This window comes from Streptomyces sp. ISL-36 (assembly GCF_018614205.1).
Lineage (GTDB): Bacteria > Actinomycetota > Actinomycetes > Streptomycetales > Streptomycetaceae > Streptomyces.
Genome location: NZ_JAGGOS010000022.1, coordinates 1 through 19,115, shown reverse-complemented (window position 1 = coordinate 19,115; position 19,115 = coordinate 1). Strand labels below are relative to the sequence as shown.

At 70.5% G+C, this 19,115-nt stretch carries 23 protein-coding genes and 1 pseudogene; 14 read left to right on the top strand and 10 right to left on the bottom strand.

Annotated elements, in window-relative coordinates; translation table 11 throughout:
- Positions 1-45 precede the first annotated feature (45 nt).
- From J7E93_RS06155 to J7E93_RS06140, 4 genes are all read right to left on the bottom strand, one after another.
- The gene (locus tag J7E93_RS06155) at positions 46-813 is read right to left on the bottom strand and encodes an SDR family oxidoreductase (RefSeq protein ID WP_215066235.1); all 768 of its coding nucleotides are present in this window, start codon (positions 811-813) and stop codon (positions 46-48) included.
- A gap of 26 nt (positions 814-839) precedes the next feature.
- Positions 840-1,601: a 3-oxoacyl-ACP reductase FabG gene (fabG, locus tag J7E93_RS06150; RefSeq protein ID WP_215066234.1), complete on the bottom strand. Its 762-nt coding sequence runs from the start codon at positions 1,599-1,601 to the stop codon at positions 840-842.
- A gap of 167 nt (positions 1,602-1,768) precedes the next feature.
- Positions 1,769-2,152 carry a DUF3037 domain-containing protein gene (locus J7E93_RS06145; protein WP_215066233.1) on the bottom strand — a complete coding sequence of 128 codons (384 nt, stop codon included), beginning with the start codon at positions 2,150-2,152 and terminating at the stop codon, positions 1,769-1,771.
- Complete coding sequence (locus J7E93_RS06140; protein WP_215066232.1) at positions 2,149-2,994, bottom strand: HipA family kinase; 846 nt, start codon at positions 2,992-2,994, stop codon at positions 2,149-2,151. Before J7E93_RS06140 ends, J7E93_RS06145 begins: the two co-directional genes overlap by 4 nt.
- Positions 2,995-3,166: 172 nt before the next feature.
- Between J7E93_RS06140 and J7E93_RS06135 the strand changes: the two genes are divergently transcribed.
- Together J7E93_RS06135 and J7E93_RS06130 are read left to right on the top strand one after the other, a co-directional pair.
- The gene (locus J7E93_RS06135) at positions 3,167-3,571 is read left to right on the top strand and encodes a DUF1622 domain-containing protein (RefSeq protein WP_215066231.1); all 405 of its coding nucleotides are present in this window, start codon (positions 3,167-3,169) and stop codon (positions 3,569-3,571) included.
- A complete protein-coding gene (locus J7E93_RS06130) occupies positions 3,568-3,828 on the top strand; it encodes a DUF1622 domain-containing protein (RefSeq protein ID WP_215066230.1) in 261 nt (86 codons plus the stop codon). The genes J7E93_RS06135 and J7E93_RS06130 overlap by 4 nt, the downstream gene beginning before the upstream one ends.
- Positions 3,829-3,935: 107 nt before the next feature.
- Here J7E93_RS06130 and J7E93_RS06125 read toward each other — a convergent pair whose 3' ends face one another.
- Both J7E93_RS06125 and J7E93_RS06120 read right to left on the bottom strand, forming a co-directional pair.
- Positions 3,936-4,388, bottom strand: a complete 453-nt coding sequence (locus J7E93_RS06125) for a CBS domain-containing protein (protein ID WP_215066229.1) — start codon at positions 4,386-4,388, stop codon at positions 3,936-3,938.
- A 125-nt stretch (positions 4,389-4,513) separates the two neighbouring features.
- Positions 4,514-5,563, bottom strand: coding sequence for a glucose 1-dehydrogenase (locus tag J7E93_RS06120; RefSeq protein ID WP_215066228.1), 1,050 nt, complete (start codon positions 5,561-5,563; stop codon positions 4,514-4,516).
- Positions 5,564-5,987: 424 nt separating this feature from the next.
- On the opposite strand from J7E93_RS06120, the gene J7E93_RS36775 reads away from it, so the two are divergent.
- The 8 genes from J7E93_RS36775 (at position 5,988) to J7E93_RS06080 (ending at position 13,358) form a co-directional block, all read left to right on the top strand.
- A complete protein-coding gene (locus J7E93_RS36775; protein ID WP_308367897.1) occupies positions 5,988-6,191 on the top strand; it encodes a potassium transporter TrkG in 204 nt (67 codons plus the stop codon).
- Positions 6,184-6,507 (top strand): NAD-binding protein, encoded by a 324-nt coding sequence (locus J7E93_RS06110; RefSeq protein WP_215066227.1) that lies wholly within the window; start codon positions 6,184-6,186, stop codon positions 6,505-6,507. Before J7E93_RS36775 ends, J7E93_RS06110 begins: the two co-directional genes overlap by 8 nt.
- 72 nt (positions 6,508-6,579) lie before the next feature.
- Entirely contained in the window at positions 6,580-6,876 is a 297-nt protein-coding gene (locus J7E93_RS06105) for a hypothetical protein (protein WP_215066226.1), read from the top strand.
- A gap of 443 nt (positions 6,877-7,319) precedes the next feature.
- Positions 7,320-8,855 carry a sodium:alanine symporter family protein gene (locus tag J7E93_RS06100; RefSeq protein ID WP_215066225.1) on the top strand — a complete coding sequence of 512 codons (1,536 nt, stop codon included), beginning with the start codon at positions 7,320-7,322 and terminating at the stop codon, positions 8,853-8,855.
- Between the two features lie 227 nt (positions 8,856-9,082).
- The gene (nhaA, locus tag J7E93_RS06095; RefSeq protein WP_215066224.1) at positions 9,083-10,381 is read left to right on the top strand and encodes a Na+/H+ antiporter NhaA; all 1,299 of its coding nucleotides are present in this window, start codon (positions 9,083-9,085) and stop codon (positions 10,379-10,381) included.
- A gap of 196 nt (positions 10,382-10,577) precedes the next feature.
- Positions 10,578-11,009, top strand: coding sequence for an NfeD family protein (locus J7E93_RS06090; RefSeq protein WP_215066223.1), 432 nt, complete (start codon positions 10,578-10,580; stop codon positions 11,007-11,009).
- Between the two features lie 3 nt (positions 11,010-11,012).
- Entirely contained in the window at positions 11,013-12,065 is a 1,053-nt protein-coding gene (locus J7E93_RS06085) for an SPFH domain-containing protein (RefSeq protein ID WP_215066222.1), read from the top strand.
- 294 nt (positions 12,066-12,359) lie between these two features.
- On the top strand, positions 12,360-13,358 hold the full coding sequence (locus J7E93_RS06080) for a helix-turn-helix transcriptional regulator (protein WP_215066221.1): 999 nt from the start codon (positions 12,360-12,362) through the stop codon (positions 13,356-13,358).
- An 83-nt stretch (positions 13,359-13,441) separates the two neighbouring features.
- Here J7E93_RS06080 and J7E93_RS06075 read toward each other — a convergent pair.
- A pseudogene (locus tag J7E93_RS06075) lies at positions 13,442-13,846 on the bottom strand (carbon-nitrogen hydrolase family protein); the annotation flags it as partial.
- A complete protein-coding gene (locus J7E93_RS36770; protein WP_251066121.1) occupies positions 13,776-13,997 on the bottom strand; it encodes a hypothetical protein in 222 nt (73 codons plus the stop codon). The pseudogene J7E93_RS06075 and the gene J7E93_RS36770, both read right to left, overlap by 71 nt.
- A gap of 171 nt (positions 13,998-14,168) precedes the next feature.
- On the opposite strand from J7E93_RS36770, the gene J7E93_RS06070 reads away from it, so the two are divergent.
- Both J7E93_RS06070 and J7E93_RS06065 read left to right on the top strand, forming a co-directional pair.
- Positions 14,169-14,927: a TetR/AcrR family transcriptional regulator gene (locus tag J7E93_RS06070; RefSeq protein WP_215066220.1), complete on the top strand. Its 759-nt coding sequence runs from the start codon at positions 14,169-14,171 to the stop codon at positions 14,925-14,927.
- Positions 14,928-15,147: 220 nt separating this feature from the next.
- Positions 15,148-15,561 (top strand): Rieske (2Fe-2S) protein, encoded by a 414-nt coding sequence (locus tag J7E93_RS06065; protein ID WP_215066219.1) that lies wholly within the window; start codon positions 15,148-15,150, stop codon positions 15,559-15,561.
- On the opposite strand, the gene J7E93_RS06060 is transcribed toward J7E93_RS06065, so the two are convergent.
- On the bottom strand, positions 15,548-16,207 hold the full coding sequence (locus J7E93_RS06060; RefSeq protein WP_215066218.1) for a cysteine hydrolase: 660 nt from the start codon (positions 16,205-16,207) through the stop codon (positions 15,548-15,550). The two genes, J7E93_RS06065 and J7E93_RS06060, sit on opposite strands and share 14 nt — an antisense overlap.
- Before the next feature lie 205 nt (positions 16,208-16,412).
- Here J7E93_RS06060 and J7E93_RS06055 point away from each other — a divergent pair, with 205 nt between their 5' ends.
- Positions 16,413-16,895 carry a pyridoxamine 5'-phosphate oxidase family protein gene (locus J7E93_RS06055; protein ID WP_215066217.1) on the top strand — a complete coding sequence of 161 codons (483 nt, stop codon included), beginning with the start codon at positions 16,413-16,415 and terminating at the stop codon, positions 16,893-16,895.
- Positions 16,896-17,043: 148 nt separating this feature from the next.
- On the opposite strand, the gene J7E93_RS06050 is transcribed toward J7E93_RS06055, so the two are convergent.
- Positions 17,044-17,949: a LysR substrate-binding domain-containing protein gene (locus J7E93_RS06050; RefSeq protein ID WP_215066216.1), complete on the bottom strand. Its 906-nt coding sequence runs from the start codon at positions 17,947-17,949 to the stop codon at positions 17,044-17,046.
- A gap of 74 nt (positions 17,950-18,023) precedes the next feature.
- Between J7E93_RS06050 and J7E93_RS06045 the strand changes: the two genes are divergently transcribed.
- Entirely contained in the window at positions 18,024-18,995 is a 972-nt protein-coding gene (locus tag J7E93_RS06045) for a DMT family transporter (protein WP_215066215.1), read from the top strand.
- Positions 18,996-19,115 lie beyond the last annotated feature (120 nt).

Sequence of the window (19,115 nt, the reverse complement as noted above, 5' to 3'; positions counted from 1 at the left end):
CGGGTCCAAACCGGTCAGGAATTCAGGGAAGTGTCCGGATACCGGTCACCCGACACCGGCGTTGAGGAAAATCCCCCCGTCGACCACGAGCGTCTGACCGGTGATCCAGTCCGACTGGTCGGAGGTGAGGAAGGCCGCCGCGCCGCCGATGTCCTCGGGGACGCCGAGTCGGCCGAGCGGGTACGCGGCCGCCGCCTCCGCCTCCCGGCCCTCGTAGAGCGCCTGGGCGAACTTGGTCTTCACGACCGCGGGGGCGATGGCGTTGACCCGGACCACGGGCGCGAATTCGTGCGCCAGCTGGAGCGTCAGATTGACCATGGCGGCCTTGCTCATCCCGTACGCGCCGATGAACGGCGAGGCGGAGATACCGGCGACCGAGGCGATGTTCACGATCGCGCCGCCGTGCTCCTTCTGCCAGGCGCGCCAGGTCTGCTGGGCGAAACCGAGCGCGGAGATCACATTGGTCTCGTAGACCTTGCGGGCGACATTCAGGTCGAGTTCGGCGATCGGCCCGAAAACGGGGTTCGTCCCGGCATTGTTGACCAGGAAGTCGACGCGGCCGAAAGCCTCCATCGTCGCCGCGACGGCGGCGGCCTGGTGGGCCTCGTCGTGGGCCTTGCCGGCTACGCCGATCACCCGGTCGGAGCCGAGCTTCTCGACGGCCTCCTTGAGGGCCTCCTCGCCTCGCCCGGTGATGCACACCCGGTCGCCGCGGGCGACGAGCGCCTCGGCGACGCCGTAGCCGATGCCCCGGCTGGCGCCCGTGACCAGTGCGACCTTGCCCGACAGCTCGGGCGGTTCCTGCGTGCTCATGTCCGTCTCCTCGAAGTCCGCGCGCGTCAGTTGAGCGGGCCGCCGGCCACGTACAGGACCTGGCCGGAGACGAAGCCGGCGTCGTCGCCCGTGAAGAAGGCGATGGCGTTGGCGATGTCCTCGGGCTTGCCGACCCGCTGGACCGGGATCATGGAGGCGGCCGCGGCCTGGAACTCCTCGAAGCCCATGCCGACCCGCTCGGCGGTCTGCGCGGTCATCTCGGTGACGATGAAGCCCGGGGCGACGGCGTTGGCGGTGATGCCGAACTTGCCGAGCTCCTTGGCGAGCGTCTTGGTGAAGCCCTGCAGGCCGGCCTTGACCGCGGAGTAGTTGGCCTGGCCGCGGTTGCCGAGCGCCGAGGACGAGGAGAGCGAGACGATCCGGCCGAAGCCCGCGTCGACCATGTGCTTCTGGCAGGCCTTGGCCATCAGGAACGCGCCCTTGAGGTGCACGTTCATGACCGTGTCCCAGTCGGACTCGCTCATCTTGAAGAGCAGGTTGTCGCGGAGCACACCCGCGTTGTTGACGAGGATCGTCGGAGCGCCCAGCTCGGTGGCGACGCGGGCGACCGCGGCCTCCACCTGGGCGCTGTCGGAGACGTCGCAGCCGACGGCGATGGCGGTGCCACCGGCGGCGGTGATCTTCTCGACGGTGTCCTTGCAGGCCGCCTCGTCGAGGTCGAGTACGGCGACGGCGCGGCCCTCCGCAGCCAGCCGTACCGCGGTCGCGGCGCCAATGCCCCGCGCCGCGCCGGTGACGACGGCTACGCGCTGCTCGGTGGTGGACATGCTGGTTCTCCTCGCCCTTGGATCATCCCTGGATGCGGCCCCCACGGTACGTCCCGCACATGAGCGACCGCTTAGTACCTTCCGCAGACGAGACGCTAGAAGCCCTGGCACCCGGTGTCAACGGCCCACCGGGTGCACCGGATCACTCCGCGCCGTGCACGACCGGCTCAGCGCACCAGCAGATCGAGCAGCCTTTCGACCTCCGCCTCCGGATCGGAGGTCAGGCCGGTGTGCACCGGGCCCGGCTGGACGACCGTGGAGCGGGGCGCGATCAGCCAGCGAAAGCGCCGTCCGGCGTCGTCGCCGGCGGCCTGCCCGGCGTCGTCGCCGCCCCGGCAGACGCCTTCGACGGCGCGCAGCGCGGCCCGTACGCCGATCAGGTCCGCGCCCGGGTCGAGCGCCTTCAGCTTGGTCTCGTCCAGATGGGTGCGGGCAGCGACGAAGGACTTGGCCCGGCAGTAAACCACCACACCGGCGTTGAAGAACTCGCCGCGCTCGACGCGGGGCACGACGCGCAGGAGCGCGTACTCGAAGACATCTCGCTCGGTCACGCGGAGCCGTCCTTCCGGCTGGAGTGCGCCCGGGGGGCGAGGCGGTCGGCCAGCCAGCCTGGCGCCTGCGAGGGCTTGCGCTCGGTGCGCGGCCCCACGGTGATCCGCTCGTGGATGGTCGCGGCGCGCGAGAGCAGCGCCTCGACGTAGGCGGCGCGCAGATCGTCGGTCGTCTCGAAGCCGGGCTCGTCGACCAGCCACTCGTCGGGCACGTCGGCGGCGACCTCGTCGAGCAGTTCCCGCGTCACCAGCGGCGCCAGCTCGGCGGCGGCGGAGGCGACATCAGGGCCGAACGGAGCGAGAGCATGGTCGGAGGCGTCGTACGGCTTGGCCGCGGACGCCTGGACGCCCGGCCAGTTGTGGTGCCAGATCATGGTGGCGCCGTGGTCGATCAGCCACAGGTCGCCGTGCCAGACCAGCAGGTTCGGGTTGCGCCAGGACCGGTCGACGTTGTTGATCACCGCGTCGAACCAGACGACCTTCCCCGCCTCCTTCGGGTCCACCTCGTAGGCGAGCGGATCGAACCCCAGCGAGCCGGGCAGATAGTCCATCCCGAGGTTGAGGCCCCCGCTCGCCTTGAGCAGCTCCTGGACCTCCTGGTCGGGCTCGGAGAGTCCGATGACGGGGTCGAGCTGGATGGTCACCAGCTCGGGCACCCGCAGCCCGAGCCGACGGGCGAGCTCTCCGCAGATGACCTCGGCGACCAGGGTCTTGCGGCCCTGCCCGGCGCCGGTGAACTTCATGACGTACGTGCCGAGATCGTCGGCCTCGACGATCCCGGGGAGCGAGCCGCCCTCACGCAGGGGCGTGACATAGCGGGTCGCTGTCACTTCTGTAAGCATTTCGTCAGGCTACCTATCCCCTACAGCCTTGCTGTCCAAAGGACTGCCCTCGCCTCTTCACCCCTGACGTGGCCGGCTAGTGCGCTCATCATGTGGGGACGGTGTCCTGCCGGCTGGGCTGGTCGGAGCATGCCGGGCATCACGGGCAGTGCGGCCGGGTACCGGCTGACCCATGACCTTGTCGGTGGAGCTTCTGCCCGAGTCGACGCTGCGCGACGTGATCGGCCTGCTTGTCCGGCTGATCGAGTCCGTCGGCGCTCTGATCATCTTCATCGGCGCGATCTGGGCTTTCATCCAGTTCGTGCGGGCAGGGGGCCGGGGCCGGGTGGCCGGCTTCAACCGCATCCGGCTGAGCCTGGGCCGCTTTCTCGTTCTCGGCCTGGAGTTCCAGCTCGCCGGAGACGTCCTGCGCACCGCGGTCGCGCCGAGCTTCACCGAAATCGGACAGCTGGCGGCCATCGCCGCGATCCGGACCGCCCTCAATTACTTCCTCGGCCGAGAGATCGCCCAGGAGCGGGCGGAGATCGAACATCCTGACGCACCGCTCCAGCACAGCGCCAAGGACCTGCCGGCATGAAGCCCTGGCTGGAGACCGCAGCCGTACTGATCACTGCTGCCGGGCTCGTCTCGGCCATGGCTTCCTATCGCCTGACACACACGGTCCGTCCGGCCCTGGCCGTGCTGCTCGACTTCCTGACCGCCGCCGGTCTGATCCGCCTGGCCGGCGAGCCGTCCTGGGACAGCATCGTCCTGGCGGCCTCGGTGATCGCGCTCCGCAAACTCCTGGGCACCGGCCTGGGCCTGGCCCGCCCCACGACGGAGCCCCGGCCGTGACCCCTGTCATGGGATCCACCACTGATGCGTCGAGACGGTGGGAGGCCGGCTGCCCGGGCTCGTCCTCACCCGCAGGCGCGTCCTCGCCCTGCGACCGGCGTGGCTGATCACCCGGGGGAGCGTCTACTCGCTCGGTTCCGCGAGTCGCTCGGTTCCGCGGCACTGATGTCACCCAAGGCAGAGCCAGGATCGCGTTCGACCGCCACATCGCCCAGCGAAACGATGCCCACCGGCTGACCGTGCTCGACCACGGGCAGGCGTCGCACGGCGTGCGCCCGCATGAGTCGGACCGCCCGATCGACATCGTCGTCCGGCGAGACACTGACCAGCTCGGTGCTGCACGCCTCCTGCACGATGCGGCCCGTTACGTCCCCGCCCTCCGCCAGAACCCGCACCACAAGATCCCGGTCCGTGACCAGCCCGCGAAGCTGACCGTTTTCAGCGACCAGCACCGCCCCGATGTCCTCTTCCCGCATCAGCCGGGCGACCTCCACCACCGGCATCAGCGGACCGACCGCGACCACATCACTCGTCATCACCTCGCGGACCTGCTGGGACATCGCTCCTCCTTGGCAGGGCCACAGCGACCCATCCCCTGGCTGTACCCCGGCCCACCGCCGTGCACCCGGTCCCTCGCTCCTTCCGCCTGCACGGCGCAACGCCGGCCCCGGTCGGGGAGCGGTGTTCAGCCCAGGGTGATGATCACCTTGATGTCATCGTCGTGTGCGCTGAAAGCCTCGGTGGCGTCCTCGAGCGGTACCCGCCGGGTGATCATGCGCTCCAGCCACGTGAGGTCGGCCTTGGCGAGCGCGTCGGCGGCCTGGTGGTAGTGGCGCAGGTTGGCATTGACGGAGCCCACGACCGCGTCGTTCTCCAGCACGAGGTCCCGGTTGACGCTTCCCGCGTCGACGGAAAGGGTGCGTCCCTTCGGTGACACGCCGGTCAGGCACATGACTCCGTACGTGGCCGTTCCGGCCATGGCGCCGAAGACCACAGATCCCGCCCCTGTCGCCTCGATCACCACATCGGGGCGGACCGCGGAAGTCACCTGATCGATGTCCTCGCTGTGATAGGTCGCGCCGAGGCCCGCCACCAGAGCCGGTTTCGGACCGGTGGTGACGCGGTCCAGAACGTGCACGTCCAGCCCGCGCTGTACGCCGAGCAGCGCGGCCAGCAGGCCGATCGGTCCCGCCCCTGTCACCAGCACTCGCCGGGGTTCGAACCAGGCCCGGCCGCCGACCCTCTCCACCTGCTCCCACGCCTTGGCCACCACGGTGGTGGGCTCCATCAGGACGCCGACCTCCTCCAAGCGCGGGTCGAGCCTCACCGCGTAATCGCTCTCCACGGTCCAGAACCGGCTGGCGTACCCGTCGCGTTCCTTGATTCCGCGCTCGGTGTAGCGCCCATTGCGGCACATGTCGAACTCGCCGTGGGCGCACGCCCCGCACGGCTCGGGGTCGGGCCGACGCACCACACCCACGACGAGGTCGCCATCCTGGAAGCCGCTGCCCGACGGGGCCTGACGGACGCGGCCCAGCGACTCATGCCCCAGGATCAGCCGGTCGCGCCCGGCCGGTGCCCACCCGTATTCCCCGGCCGTGATCTCCTTGTCCGTGCCGCAGACGCCCACCGCCAATCCGTCCACCATCAGTTCGCCGCGGCCGGGCACCGGCTCCGGGACGTCCCGGACTTCCAACGAATGAGCGGCTTCGGGGCGGACGGTCAGGGCACGCATGAGCACTCTCCAAGGGGAGACATCGGCAGGTCGCTTCCCTCCTGAGGAAGGGGGCGGTTGAGTACCCCGTTCATCCCTCTGGGTTCCCGGGTCGTGCCGTCATATACCTCCCGATGCACCTCCCGACCGGCGGGCAAGCGGACCTGGTGGCTGGTGGCGTTCTGTGAGCGCGCGAAGCCGAGCACGGAGACCTCATCGGCGGCGCCAGTGCCGGAACCGCCGACGGTATCAAGGTCACCACCTTCGCCGTCCTCGCCGCGGCGATCCTCGCCGAGGTACGCGGCGAGCCGAACTCCTCTGTGCTGGGCCGCCGCCTGGCGCCCCATGCGCTGCGTCAGGCGCTGACGGTTGCGCTGCTCGGCGTCGGGGTGGTCATGACCGCCACGCTGCTCTCCTGTCCGTCATTGAGGCGTCGTTCGAAGCGGTGCTCTTCGAGGCCGTTTCGGCCTTCGCGACCGTGGGACTGTCGACCGGCATCACCGCCGACCTGCCCGCCGTCGGGCAGCTCATCCTGGTCGCCTTGATGTTCATCGGCCGCATCGGCCCGATCACCCTGGTCTCCGCGCTCGCGCTGCGCGAACGCACGCGACACTACGAACTGCGCGAGGAGCGACCCGTCATTGGCTGACCACCTTCACAACCTGCGCAAGCGCCGCCGTCAGCGGCTCACCGTCGAACACCGGCCTTCCGGCGATCAGCGCGTCGCCGTCATCGGCCTGGGCCGGCTCGGCAGCTCGCTCGCGAACGAACTGATGCGCCGGGGCTGGGAGGCTCTGGGCATCGACACCGACGCCCGCCTGGTCCAGAAGTACAGCGACGGCCTCACCCACGCCGTCGTGGCGGACTCCACCGAACCCGCCCGCCGACACCATCGTCGAGAGGGCGACATCCTCGTCGTCACCGGCAAGACCAGGGCCGTGGAGACGTTCGCCGACCTGCCCTGACGACCAGGATCCGGTGCGGTGAGCCGGGGAGTCCGGTCGGCGCCGACTTCCGCCTGCCGGGAGCGCCTGACGATGCACCTCACCCTCCTCCTTCTCGCCCTGGGGGCGATCGCCTTCCTGACCTTCAACATCGTCATCAGCGTGCGGGTGTGGCGGATCCGGTCGCTGCCGGGTTGGCGCCGGGCCCTGCCCGGACTGCCGCTCCGCACCGCGCCGGCGGCGACGCTCAGCCGAGCCGCCGACACGACCGTGGTCGCCGAGACGCTCGCCTTCCCCCTGAACGCGGCCACTGCCGCGGTCGACCTCTTCGAACTGCGCCGGCACCGCACGCGTACGGACCGGACCGGTGGATCCGGGCCTTCGGTGTGAGCACCTGGGCGGGCTGGACGCCGTGATCGCAGGCGCGACGCCGGCCCTGGCACCCAGCACCGTGTGCCGCCACCAACATGGGCGTAGCTTCGTACGCTGCTGACCGGCAGAGATAAGTGCACTGTGAACGGACACCCTGTCCGGATAACGAACACATCACGCTTGCTGGGCTTTTGGAAGATCACCGTACGTTATGTGATGTGCAACACGCCGAGGCGAGGCGAAGTCGTGGTAGGAATGCGCAACTTCGCAGGTGGCACCACCCTTCGCCGCTTCTGCGCAGTGCCGGCACGCACCGGCAGTACGACCAAGGCGATCACGCTCCGAGTCCGCGGGCGTCGACGCCTCGGGTCGCCGATCGGACAACGGCGTTCGCACAAAGCCCGCACTCTCACTGGCGCAGCCTCCCGCGCGCCGGTCCTGCGCCCTCGAGGTACTCCACCGTGTCACTCGATTCCCTCACCCAGTCCGTGGACGACGCCGTCAGCGGGTTCTTCGAGCCCATAGCCAAGTGGCTCGGTGACATCGTCTTCTACTCCGTCCCCGTCGGGGGTACGGACCTTCCGCTGATCGTGGCCTGGCTCGTCGTGGCCGGCCTCGTGTTCACCGGCTGGTTCGGCTTCGTGCAGCTGCGCAAGTTCCGGCTCGCCATCGACGTCGTGCGCGGCAAGTACGACGAGAAGGGGTCGGCCGGCGAGGTCAACCACTTCCAGGCACTCACGGCCGCCGTCTCCGGAACGGTCGGACTCGGCAACATCGCCGGTGTCGCCGTCGCCGTCTCGATCGGCGGGCCCGGCGCCACCTTCTGGATGATCCTCTGCGGCCTGCTCGGCATGGCCACGAAGTTCGTCGAGGTCACCCTCGGCGTGAAGTACCGCGAGGTGCACGCCGACGGCACCGTCTCCGGTGGCCCCATGCACTACCTGCCCAAGGGTCTGGCCGAGCGCTTCGGCAAGAACGGCAAGACGCTCGGCAAGATCCTCGCCGTCCTCGCCTCCTTCATGGTCCTGTTCTTCGGTCTCTTCGGCGGAAACCTCTTCCAGGTCAACCAGTCCTACGCCCAGCTCGTCTCCGTGACCGGCGGCGAGGACGGTCTGATGGGCTCGTCGGCCGGTGCACTGTTCTTCGGCATCCTGATCGCCGCACTCGTCGGCATCGTTCTGCTCGGCGGCATCCGCTCGATCGCCAACGTCACCAGCAAGCTGGTGCCCGCGATGGCCGGCCTCTACATCGCCGCCTGCCTCGTCGTCATCGCCGTCAACGTCACCGCCGTGCCCTCCGCGATCGCCACGATCATCGAAGGCGCGTTCAACCCCCAGGGTGTCGCCGGTGGTGTCCTCGGCGCCCTGATCATCGGCTTCAAGCGGGCCGCGTTCTCCAACGAGGCCGGTCTCGGCTCCGCCCCGATCGCGCACTCGGCGGTCAAGACCAAGCACCCCGCGAGCGAGGGCCTGGTCGCCCTGCTGGAGCCGTTCATCGACACGGTCGTCATCTGCACCATGACCGCGCTGACCATCGTCATCGCCAACCCCGCCAGCTGGGCCGAGGCCCGCGCGGGTGAATCCATCGGAGGCGTCACGATCACCTCCGACGCCTTCGGCACGGTCCTGCCCTGGTTCCCGTACATCCTGACCATCGCGGTCCTGCTCTTCGCCGTCTCGACGGTGCTCACCTGGGGCTACTACGGACTCAAGGCGTGGACGCATCTCTTCGGCCGCAGCCGCGTCAGCGAGTTCACGTACAAGGTGCTCTACACCGTCTTCGCGGTCGCCGGCTCGCTGCTGACGCTCCAGACGCTGATCGACATGGCCGACGCGGTGCTGTTCATGCTCGCGGTCATCAACATCATCGGCCTCTACCTCCTCGCGCCGGTCGTCAAGCGCGAGCTGAACTCCTTCCTCGCCTTCGTGCGGAACCGCGACGCGGGCCTGCACACCGAGGACGACGAAGACCAGGAGCCGGTGAAGACCACCGTCTGACCGTGCCCCACGGCCCGGCTCCGAAGGGCCCTGTTCTCACCCCGCGCCTTGGTGGGAGCAGGGCCTTTCACCCTCTTCCAGCAGGTGAGAGACGTCTGGTGAGGCTCCCCGAGCACCCGCTAGGGTGTGAACAACGCGTCAGGACACGACGCTGGTGTGCCGGGAAGTCTGGTCGGCGTCCGAGGGCCCGTGTGCCCATCCGTCGACGTCCCCCGGAGGCCCTTTCCATGACGCAGTCACGCCCACGCAAGGTCGCCTTCGGACTGCTGCCCTGGCCGGAACGCCAGGCCGTCTCCGAGGCCCTGCGGACGGAGACGGTCGGTGGCTTGGTCCTTCTCGCGGCAGCTCTCGTCGCACTCGTCTGGGCAAACAGCCCATGGAGCGAAGCGTATGCCGACATACGCGACTTCCACTTCGGCATACCCGCCCTCGGTCTCGACCTGTCCGTGGCCCACTGGACCGCCGATGGTCTGCTCGCTGTCTTCTTCCTCGTCGCGGGCATCGAGCTGAAACGCGAACTCGTGATCGGCGAGCTGCGTACCCCGGCCACCGCGGCCCTTCCCGTCATCGCAGCCCTCTGCGGAATGGCCGTCCCAGCCGCTCTCTACGCCCTCACCGCCGCCGCCGGAGGCGGAAGCCTTGGCGGTTGGGCGGTGCCGATGGCCACCGACATCGCCTTCGCGCTCGCGGTCCTGGCGGTCATCAGTACCCATCTGCCGTCCGCGCTGCGGGCCTTCCTGCTCACCCTCGCGGTCGTCGACGACCTCGGCGCCATTTTCATCATCGCCGTCTTCTTCACCTCCGATCTGAACTTCTGGGCACTGGGCGGCGCCTTCGCCGGACTCGCCGTCTTCTACGCACTTCAGCGCTTCCGGGTCCGCGGCTGGTGGTGGTACGTCCCCCTCGGTCTGGCGACCTGGGCCCTGATGTACAACTCCGGAGTGCACGCCACCGTCGCCGGCGTCGCCATGGGCCTGATCCTGCGCACCACCCGCGACAAGGGGAAGAAAACCTCACCGGCCGCCCGTGTGTCCCATCGCGTCCACCCCTTCTCCGCCGGCGTCGCCGTCCCCCTCTTCGCGCTGTTCGCCGCCGGAGTCAGCGTCTCCGGCAGCGCCCTGGGCCATGTCTTCACCGACCCCGAACCGCTCGCAGTGCTCATCGGGCTGGTCCTGGGCAAGATCCTCGGCATCTTCCTCGGTACGTACCTCGCCGCCCGCTTCACCCGCGCGCAGCTCAACCCCGACCTCGCCTGGGCCGACGTCCTCGGCCTCGCCACCCTCGCCGGGATCGGCTTCACCGTCGCCCTCCTCGTCGGCGAACTCGCCTTCCCGGACGCGATCGAGGCGGAACACATCAAGGCCGCCGTCCTCGTCGGCTCCCTCATCGCCGCCACCCTCGCCGCCGTACTGCTGCGCCGCCGCAACCGCGTCTACCGGCGCCTGTACGAGGAAGAGGAGCGCGACGAGGATGCCGACGGCATCCCCGACATCTACCAGGCCGACACCGCGAACAGCGGCCGCTGACGGCCGGGACGCCGGCCTCGATTCCCGCCCAGGGTCGTCGTCATCGCTGCCCCGGTCGGCCCCACCACTCCGTGCGACAGCCGCGATCCCGGGCGAACGAGGAAAGGCCTCGACGGCGAGTGGACGGTAAAATACTCACAAAAGGCGCATTGGCCGCTTTGGGGCCACCGCGAAGCCGTAGCGCCAGGAGGGCGCGATGGACGCATGGCTGCTGTGGCTGTTCGCCGCAGGGGCGCTGGCAGTAGCGGAGATCTTCACTCTCACCGCCGCGCTCGGACTGCTGGGCGTGGCCGCGTTGACCGCGGCGGCGGCCGCGGCGGCGGGAGCTCCCCTCCCCTTGCAGTTCTTGTCGTTCACCGCCATCGCCGTAGCGGGCCTGCTCGTCGTACGTCCTGTCGCGGTGCGCCACCTGCGCAAACCCCAGACACAGCGCTTCGGCGTGGAAGCCCTGGTCGGCAAGGCCGCCTATGTCGTCTCGGAAGTGACGGGCATGGGAGGGAGAGTCCGCATCGGGGGCGAGGAGTGGACGGCCCGTGCCTATGACGAGACGCTGGTCATCCCTGCGGGAACGACCGTCGACGTCGTGGAAATCAGTGGCGCCACCGCCCTCGTCTATCCCCGGGAGTGAGCTATGGAGATCTCGGCGTTGCTCGTGGCGGGCGTGATCGTCGCGCTTATCGCCGTTTTCACCGTGGTACGCGCGGTACGCATCGTGCCTCAAGCGCGTGCGCGCAATGTCGAACGGCTCGGCCGCTACCGTCGCACGCTCACCCCAGGTCTCAACCTCGTCATCCCCTACATCGACCGTGTCTATCCGGTGATCGACCTGAGGGAACAGGTCGTCTCGTTCAAACCGCAACCGGTCATCACCGAGGACAACCTGGTCGTCGAGATCGACACCGTCCTGTACTTCCAGGTCACGGATCCACGAGCGGCTGCCTACGAGATCGCCGATTTCCTGCAGGGGGTCGAACAGCTCACCGTGACCACGTTGCGCAATGTCGTGGGGTCGATGGACCTGGAGAAGACCCTTACCTCGCGTGACACCATCAACAACCAGCTTCGTGGCGTACTGGACGAGGCCACCGGCAAGTGGGGGCTGAGAGTCAATCGCGTGGAGATCAAGGCCATCGACCCTCCGCAGTCCATCAAGGACGCGATGGAGAAGCAGATGCGTGCCGAGCGCGACAAGCGGGCGGCGATTCTGGGGGCCGAGGGGCAACGGCAGTCGCAGATTCTCACCGCCGAGGGCGACAAGCAGTCCGCTGTCCTGCGAGCGGAGGGCAACCGCACCGCCGAGATCCTCAAGGCCGAAGGGCAGTCCCGCGCCATAGACGAGGTGTTCCAGGCCGTGCACCGCAACGACCCCGACCCCAAGCTGCTCGCCTACCAGTACATGCAGATGCTGCCGGCGCTCGCCCAGGGGTCCGGCAGTACGTTCTGGGTCATTCCCAGTGAGGTCACCTCGGCACTGCAGGGGGTGTCCCGCGCCTTCAGCGAGGTGCTTCCCCAGTCGCCGGCCACCCGCGAGACGTCCGCGGAGGACAGGGCGGCCGCGCAGGCCGCCGACGATGCGGCTCGGGCCGCGGAAGCCGCCGCGGAGGCCGTCGCCGACGCGGCGGACGCCGACGCCGGTGTACGTCCTCTCGCCGAGGGCCGCCAAGAAGCGCCGGACAAGGAGTGACCGTCGGCGTCGGCGAAGTTGCGCCCGGCGCCGAGGCGGGGCGACGGGTCCCCGTGGCCCCGCGAGACGGAGCTGCCCTCAGGCGCGCAGGCTCGCCGAAGACGCCGACCGGCAGGCGGCCCCCGCACGGCAGGCTGCACTCCAGGCCCCACCCGCGCACCACCGTGGCCGCCCTGGGGCGTCCGGCCGCCGGTCCTCCGCCGTGAGGTGTCCGGAAACAGCGTTGTAGGGGGTCGTCCGCGCGGCCGAGACTGATCTGCGGTACGCGTGTACGTCGCGGGACGGGGACGCTCGGTGAAACGGATCCACTTCACGGCTGACGACCTGGCGCGGACCAGGGTGGTCCCGACGATCGGCGCGGCGGCCGAGACGTCCGACAGCTTCAGACTTCTCAACGAGCGGGACGACAGCCTTGCCTTCCGCCGCTGGCGGGCGGCGTTGCCGGGGCGGCTCGGCGAACGGGCGCGGCCGTTGGCGGCGCTCATGCCGCCCCGGGGTGCCGGGGTGGACATCGCGAGCCTCGCGGGGTTCTCCTCCTGCATCGAGGAGGCTGCGGACACCTTCCTGAGCGCGCCGCGCGCGCTGATGCGGATCGAGCTGGCCGCCGTCGACTTCCGTCCGGCGGACCGGGCCTGGGCACGGCTGCTGGCGGACGGCGACCGGGACGCCCGGCTCCAGGTGGTCGCCGCCCTGCGTGCCTGCCACCGCGTCACCGTGGCCCCGTTCGCCGCCCAGATACGCTCCCACCTCGACGCGATCCGGTCCGCGTACGCGCGGGACTGGGCCGAGGACGGAGTGGAACGCCTCCTCGCCGATCTGTGCCGCCCGCTGGTGCGCTGGCGGGCACCCGTCCTGGAGGTACGCCACCCCCGTGACGAGGACGTCCACCTGGGCGGCCGCGGTCTCCTCATCGCACCGACGATGTTCTCCTCGCAGCAGGTGGAGCTCCTGCACTCGCCTCTGGAGCCCGACCGGGCCCCGGTCCTCGCCGTCCCGACCGTCGGCGACACCGCCGTCGGGAACGCGCTGTGGGACGGACGGGAGGACGGCGAGGAGTCGCTGGGCGAGCTGCTGGGACGCACCAGGGCCGCGGCGCTCCGCGCGACCGCCGACGGGTGCAACACGACGGAGCTGGCCCGCCGCCTCGACATCTCGCTCGCGGCGGCGAGCCACCACACGGCGGTGCTGCGCAAGGCGAATCTGATCACCACGAGCCGGCAGGGCAAAGCGGTTCTGCACGTCGCCACCGCGCTGGGCACGGCGCTCCTGCAGTCGCACCGCCGACTGGCCTGACCGGCCGGCCCGGGCCGGCCGACGGTGCCGGCGCCGTTCACGCTGGCCACCCAGATCTGGTTGACGATCGCGTTGGCCTGGTTGAGCGGTATCTCCTGCGCCCGGCCGGCCGTCGGGGTCTGGACCACATTGATCACCAGTTCGGCGCCCATCCACGCCAGGTGCCGGGTGACCTCCGGATACCAGCTGGCGTAGCAGATGGAGAGACCGACCCTGCCGTGGCCGGGCATGTCGAAGACGACGAAGTCACGGCCGACGCACACCGGCTCGTAGGGGCGCCAGGTGAAGATCTTCCGGTAGCTCGCGACCAGTTCCCCCAGCGGGTCGTAGACGACGGCGGTGTTGTAGACACTGCCGTCCGCCGCCCGCTCGAGGACGGTCCCCGGGACGAGCCAGATCCCGAGCTCACGGGCCAGTTCACCGAGTGCCTTCCCGCGCGGACCGTCCAGCGGCTCCGCGTAGGCCTCGTACACCTCCTCGGTGGACATCGACTCCACTGAGGGAGTAGAGGTGCGCCTCGGGATAGACGACGAGGTCCGCGGCGTTGGGCGACTTCATGCGCAGACGCAGGCCCTCGGCGAACCGCTCGAAGGTCTCCTCGGGTGTCTGGACGAGGGCGAGGCGTAGATGCCGGCTCATGGGGCTCCTGTCTTCGGGGGTACGGCGCCGGGCTTGCGGGTGGGGACCGGCCCCGGCGGCGTGACCCGGGACACAGAACCCGATCCGAAACGCTGTTGTCAACGGTGTTGGCAATTGGACTTCCGACCCGTTGGTAGGGTCCTTCTCCGGCAGGCCCGACCGAGGAGACGCATGGCGAAGAAGACGGCGACCGCACCATCGGCGCGGTCGGAGAGCGGCGCCGCCAGGCAGCCCAGCCGGCGGGAGCTCCGGAGCCTGCGGCAGGAGGCCGCCGTGAGCATGGCGTTCGAGCTCGCCAAGCGGGAGGGGGTCGCCGGCCTCACGATGCGCAGGCTCGCCCAGGAGCTCGACCTCGATGTGACCGCGCTCTACCGGCTCTTCCGCGACAAGGACGAACTGCTGCTCGCCGTCTGCGAACGGACCATCGAAGCCATCCTCGAAGAGATCGGGGAGGTGCCCGAGGAGGAGTCCTGGCAGGACACCCTGCGCCGGGTCGCCGAGGCCACCTGGCACGTCCAGAACCGCTTTCCCGCGATCACCGTGCTGACGTTCGCCCGCACCACCGGCGGGTCGGCCGAACAGCGGCTCGTGGAACTCCAGTTGGCCGCCTTCTCGCGGGCGGGCCTGGCCCCCGCCCGAACCGTGCTGTTCTACCGGGCCTTCGTGGACGCCGCCCTCGGGCTCTGCGCGCACGCCGCCGCGCTCAGCTCGCTCGAACCCGAGCTCCGGGCGAAGGACGACGCGACCTGGACCCGTGTCTACGCCCAGCTCCCCCACGGCACGTACCCGGCCACGCTGGCCCATATCGACGAGCTGAGCGGCGTCGGCCGGAAGGCGATCTACGACACGACCGTCGAGGCGATCCTCTCCGCGGCCGAGCGTGCCGCGAGGGGCGACCGGCACACGCCGGAAGGCACCCGCGCGGAGTGATGACACGCGGGTCGCCCGCGCCGCCGCGCCGCAGGAGAGCAGGGGAGCAGCGGGGCGGCCGCACCGGAGCTCGGGGCGGAGACGCGGAGACGCGGAGGCGCGGACGCGCGGAGGCGCGGATCAGGATTCCTGGCGCGCCTGAACGTTTCGCGCCCGCGGTTCGTACTTCCTCCTGACACAGTGGTCGGGTCGATGCGGCCGAAACCTCAAGGGGAGCGCGATGAGTGAAGTGGCACGCCGGACGGTGGTCTCGGCGGCGGGCGGCGCGGGTCTGGTGGCGGTCCTCGCCGCCTGCGGCGCCGGCTCGGAGGGCAAGACGGACGGCGCCGGCGACGCGCCCGAGGCGGGCACGGCGCTCGCCAGGACCGCGGACATCCCGGTGGGCGGCGGCAAGGTGCTGGCCGATCAGGGCGTGGTGATCACCCAGCCGACGGCGGGCCAGTTCAAGGCGTTCTCGTCCAAGTGCACCCACCAGGGCTGCGCCGTCAGCGGAGTCAGCGACGGGGTCATCACCTGCCCCTGCCACCAGAGCCTCTTCGACGCATCGGACGGCAGCGTGAAGGGCGGCCCCGCCACTGCTCCCCTGCCGCCCACCCCGATCAAGGTCGACGGGGAGTCGATCACGCTCGCGTGACGCGCCGCGGTCGCTTCCAGCAGCCCAGCACCTCCTCGGTGGTGGCGACGGTGGAGACGAGCGCGAGCGTGTGGCGGATCATCGCGGGGGTGTAGTCGGCAGGCACCCCCGCGATGGCGTCGCTCGGCACGACGACGGTGTAGCCGAGGTTGACCGCGTCGAAGACCGCGTTCGGGACGGCGACGTTGGCCGAGACGCCGGTGACGACGAGGGTGCGGCAGCCGAGGTTCCGCAGCAGCGGGTCGACGTCGGTTCCGGCGAGGGGCGAAAGACCGTGCAGCCGCCGTACGACCAGGTCCTGGTCCGCGACCTCTATGGGCTCGGCGATCCGTACCGCCGCGCTGCCGCTGTGCTGCTGCACCGGGAGCCGGGCCGCGGCACGGAACAGCCGGGCGTTGCTGTTGGCGCCGCGCCCGTCGGGCCGCCGTTCGGCGACCGCGTGCAGCACCTGCACATCGGCCTCGTGCGCGGCCGCGACCAGCCGGGCGACGTTACGCAGGGCGCCGGACGAACGGGCTTCGGCGGCCAGTTCGGGCAGGGCGCTGTCGCGGCCGACGACCCCCTCCTGGCATTCGACGGTGAGCAGCACCGTGCCGACCGGGTCGAGCTGCTCCTGGAGCCGTTCCCACCGACTCGTCGTGGTCATGATCCCCCCTCGTCCGCTTCGCCCGCCTTGTCGGCGCGCCTCGTCAGTACTCCTTCACCGCGCTCGCTCACCGGACTCGCTCTCCGGGCCCGCTCACCGGGCTCGCCCTCCGACTCCGGCGGGCGAGGGTGGCCGCCCTTGCCCCGGGCGGGAAGAGCCCCCATGATTCCTGACACACCATCAGAATCGTAGAAGGGTGCGGGCGATGACCGTCACACAGCGCCGTGGGCGCCGGATCATGATGACCCCGGCCGAGCTGGACACCTTCCTCACCGAGCAGCGCACCTGCCGGGTCGCGACCGTCTCCGCCGACGGCCGCCCCCACGTCGGCGCGCTCTGGTTCGCCTGGGACGGGACCTCGCTCTGGCTCTACTCGATCACCCGGAGCCGCCGCTGGGCGCAGCTGCGTGCCGACCCGCGGATCGCCGTGGTGGTGGACGCCGGGGAGGAGTACGGAGAGTTGCGCGGCGCCGAGCTGTCGGGCACCGCGGTCTTCGTCGGCGAGGCCCCGCGCATCGGTGAGCCCTGCCCCGAACTCGACGCCCCCGAACGCCTCTTCGCCGCGAAGAACTTCGGCCTCGACGCGATGCCGCACGACGGCCGGCACGCCTGGCTGAAGCTGACGCCGGACGCGATCGTCTCCTGGGACTTCCGCAAGCTGGCCGCGCCGGCCGGGCTGGGCGACTGAGCGCTGGCCGGCCGCCGCGCCGACGCACCCCGCTGCTCAGCCGTCCGCTCCTCCGCTCCTCAGCTCCTCAGCCGCTCAGCCCGCCCGGCGCGCCCAGCCATCCGCTCCTCAGCCGCTCTGCTGCTCTACTGCTCAGCTGCTCAGCTGCTCAGCTGCTCAGGGACTCCCCCACGCCGCGCAGCGCCTCGACCGCCGCCCGGATGGACGGCCTCCGGTCGGCGTCGGTGCGCCAGGTCGCGTAGATGTGCCGCCGCACCTTCTGCCGTACGGGCACGAAGGCGATCCCTTCCAGGGCCGGTCCCCGGCCGAGCCGAGGGGTGACGCAGACGCCGAGCCCGGCCGCGATCAGCGCGAGCTGGGTGTGGTGCTCACCGGCGAGATGGGCGATGCGCGGCTCGATGCCCTGCGAGCGCAGGGTGAACATCAGCCAGTCGTGACAGAACTCCCCCTCCGGCCAGGAGACCCACTCCTCGTCGCCGAAGTCCACCAGGTCCACCTCGTCGTGCCCGGCCAGCGGGTGATCGGCGGGCATGGCGACGTCCGCGGCGTCGTCGAGGAGGTGGGCCCGCTCCAAGCCGCCCGGCACCGGCGCCCGCTTGTTGCTCCAGTCCAGGACGATCGCGAGATCCGCGTCTCCCCGCAACACCTCCCTGATGCCCCGCTCCGGCTCCAGTTCGGTCGTCCGCACCCGCAGTTCCGGATGGGCGGCGCGCAGGGCGCCGAGGGCACCGGGGAGCAGCCCGCGCGCGGCCGTGGGAAAGGCCGCGATCCTCACCTCGCCCACCACCTGGCCGCGCTGCGCCTCGATGTCCGCCTGGGCGAGCTCGACCTGGGAGAGGATGCGCGCGGCATGCTCGGCCAGGAGGAGTCCGGCGTCGGTGAGCCGCACACCCCGGCCGTTCTTGGCGAGCAGTTGCTGGCCGATCTCGCGCTCCAGCTTGGACAGTTGCTGCGAGACGGCGGAGGTGGTGACGTGCAGTCCGTCGGCCGCACCGCTGACCGAGCCGTGCCGCGCGACGGCGTCGAGGGTGCGCAGGCGCTCCAGGTTCAACATGTAAGCGATACTAAGGGAACAGCTCCATTTAATGTCGCTTGTTCTACGAGATGGGAGCCGTCAACCTGAAGGGCATGAGCACCGCCGCCCCGTCCAGGGCCCTGCCGACCGTCCCCTCCGTCACCCCTCCCGCCGCACGCGGCCGCCGCGCGCTCGACTGGCGGATCCGCTTCGGTGTTCTGGCCCTCATCTGGGGCTTCAGCTTCCTCCTCATCAAGGTCGGCACGGAAGGGTTCGCGCCGTTCCAGGTGACCTTCGGCCGCCTCCTGTTCGGTACGGCGGTGCTGGCCGTCGCCATGGTGGTCAAGCGCGAACGGCTGCCGCGGGGTGTCCGCACCTGGGCCCACCTCGCGGTCGCGGCGTTCCTGCTCAACGCCTTGCCGTTCTCGCTCTTCGCGTACTCCGAGCTGACCATCCCCTCGACGCTCGCGGGCATCTGCAACGCCACGACGCCCCTGTGGGGCATGGTGCTCTCGCTCGTCGCGCTCTCCGAGGACCGTCCGACCCGCGTGCGCGCGGCGGGCCTGGGCATCGGATTCGTCGGCGTACTGACCGTGCTCGGCGCCTGGCAGGGTTTCTCGGGGCTCGACGTCACCGGCACGGCGATGGCCCTGCTCGCCTCCTTCAGCTACGCGGTGGGCTGGATCTACGTCCGCCGCACCCTGACCGGCACGGGCGCCTCGCACCTCTCCCTCGCGGGCTCCCAGGTGGGTCTCGGGACGCTGCAACTGGCGTTGGTGACGCCGCTGTTCACCTCCCTGCCGTCCTCGGTCGAGCTCGTTCCGCTGCTCGCCGTGATCGCGCTCGGGGCGCTGGGCACGGGGTACGCGATGCTGCTCCAGTACGGTGTGGTCGCCGAGGTCGGCCCCACGACGGCGGCGATGGTCACGTACTTCATCCCGGTGATCGCCACGGCGGCGGGTGTCGCCCTCCTGGGCGAGCAGCTCAGCTGGAACACCCCCGTCGGCGCCGCGATCGTCCTCGCCGGCGCGGCCCTGACCCAGACCAGAGGCCCCGCCCGCCGGACCGCCGACCCATCGACGTAGACGCCGACGGACCGGCGCCCCGGACATCCAGGACCGGCGCGGACCGGCGGCCCCGGACAGCCAGGACCGGCGCGGATCGGCGCCCCCGCGCCCGGCGCCCCGCACCCCGCGCCCCGCACC

Bases quoted from the DNA above. Each gene is read 5' to 3' on its own strand.
- J7E93_RS06155 (WP_215066235.1), bottom strand. From the start codon at position 813: ATGAGCACGCAGGAACCGCCCGAGCTGTCGGGCAAGGTCGCACTGGTC.
- fabG (WP_215066234.1), bottom strand. From the start codon at position 1,601: ATGTCCACCACCGAGCAGCGCGTAGCCGTCGTCACCGGCGCGGCGCGG.
- J7E93_RS06140 (WP_215066232.1), bottom strand. From the start codon at position 2,994: ATGCTTACAGAAGTGACAGCGACCCGCTATGTCACGCCCCTGCGTGAG.
- J7E93_RS06135 (WP_215066231.1), top strand. From the start codon at position 3,167: ATGACCTTGTCGGTGGAGCTTCTGCCCGAGTCGACGCTGCGCGACGTG.
- J7E93_RS06130 (WP_215066230.1), top strand. From the start codon at position 3,568: ATGAAGCCCTGGCTGGAGACCGCAGCCGTACTGATCACTGCTGCCGGG.
- J7E93_RS06125 (WP_215066229.1), bottom strand. From the start codon at position 4,388: ATGTCCCAGCAGGTCCGCGAGGTGATGACGAGTGATGTGGTCGCGGTC.
- J7E93_RS06120 (WP_215066228.1), bottom strand. From the start codon at position 5,563: ATGCGTGCCCTGACCGTCCGCCCCGAAGCCGCTCATTCGTTGGAAGTC.
- J7E93_RS06105 (WP_215066226.1), top strand. From the start codon at position 6,580: ATGCACCTCACCCTCCTCCTTCTCGCCCTGGGGGCGATCGCCTTCCTG.
- nhaA (WP_215066224.1), top strand. From the start codon at position 9,083: ATGACGCAGTCACGCCCACGCAAGGTCGCCTTCGGACTGCTGCCCTGG.
- J7E93_RS06090 (WP_215066223.1), top strand. From the start codon at position 10,578: ATGGACGCATGGCTGCTGTGGCTGTTCGCCGCAGGGGCGCTGGCAGTA.
- J7E93_RS06085 (WP_215066222.1), top strand. From the start codon at position 11,013: ATGGAGATCTCGGCGTTGCTCGTGGCGGGCGTGATCGTCGCGCTTATC.
- J7E93_RS36770 (WP_251066121.1), bottom strand. From the start codon at position 13,997: ATGAGCCGGCATCTACGCCTCGCCCTCGTCCAGACACCCGAGGAGACC.
- J7E93_RS06070 (WP_215066220.1), top strand. From the start codon at position 14,169: ATGGCGAAGAAGACGGCGACCGCACCATCGGCGCGGTCGGAGAGCGGC.
- J7E93_RS06065 (WP_215066219.1), top strand. From the start codon at position 15,148: ATGAGTGAAGTGGCACGCCGGACGGTGGTCTCGGCGGCGGGCGGCGCG.
- J7E93_RS06060 (WP_215066218.1), bottom strand. From the start codon at position 16,207: ATGACCACGACGAGTCGGTGGGAACGGCTCCAGGAGCAGCTCGACCCG.
- J7E93_RS06055 (WP_215066217.1), top strand. From the start codon at position 16,413: ATGACCGTCACACAGCGCCGTGGGCGCCGGATCATGATGACCCCGGCC.
- J7E93_RS06050 (WP_215066216.1), bottom strand. From the start codon at position 17,949: ATGTTGAACCTGGAGCGCCTGCGCACCCTCGACGCCGTCGCGCGGCAC.
- J7E93_RS06045 (WP_215066215.1), top strand. From the start codon at position 18,024: ATGAGCACCGCCGCCCCGTCCAGGGCCCTGCCGACCGTCCCCTCCGTC.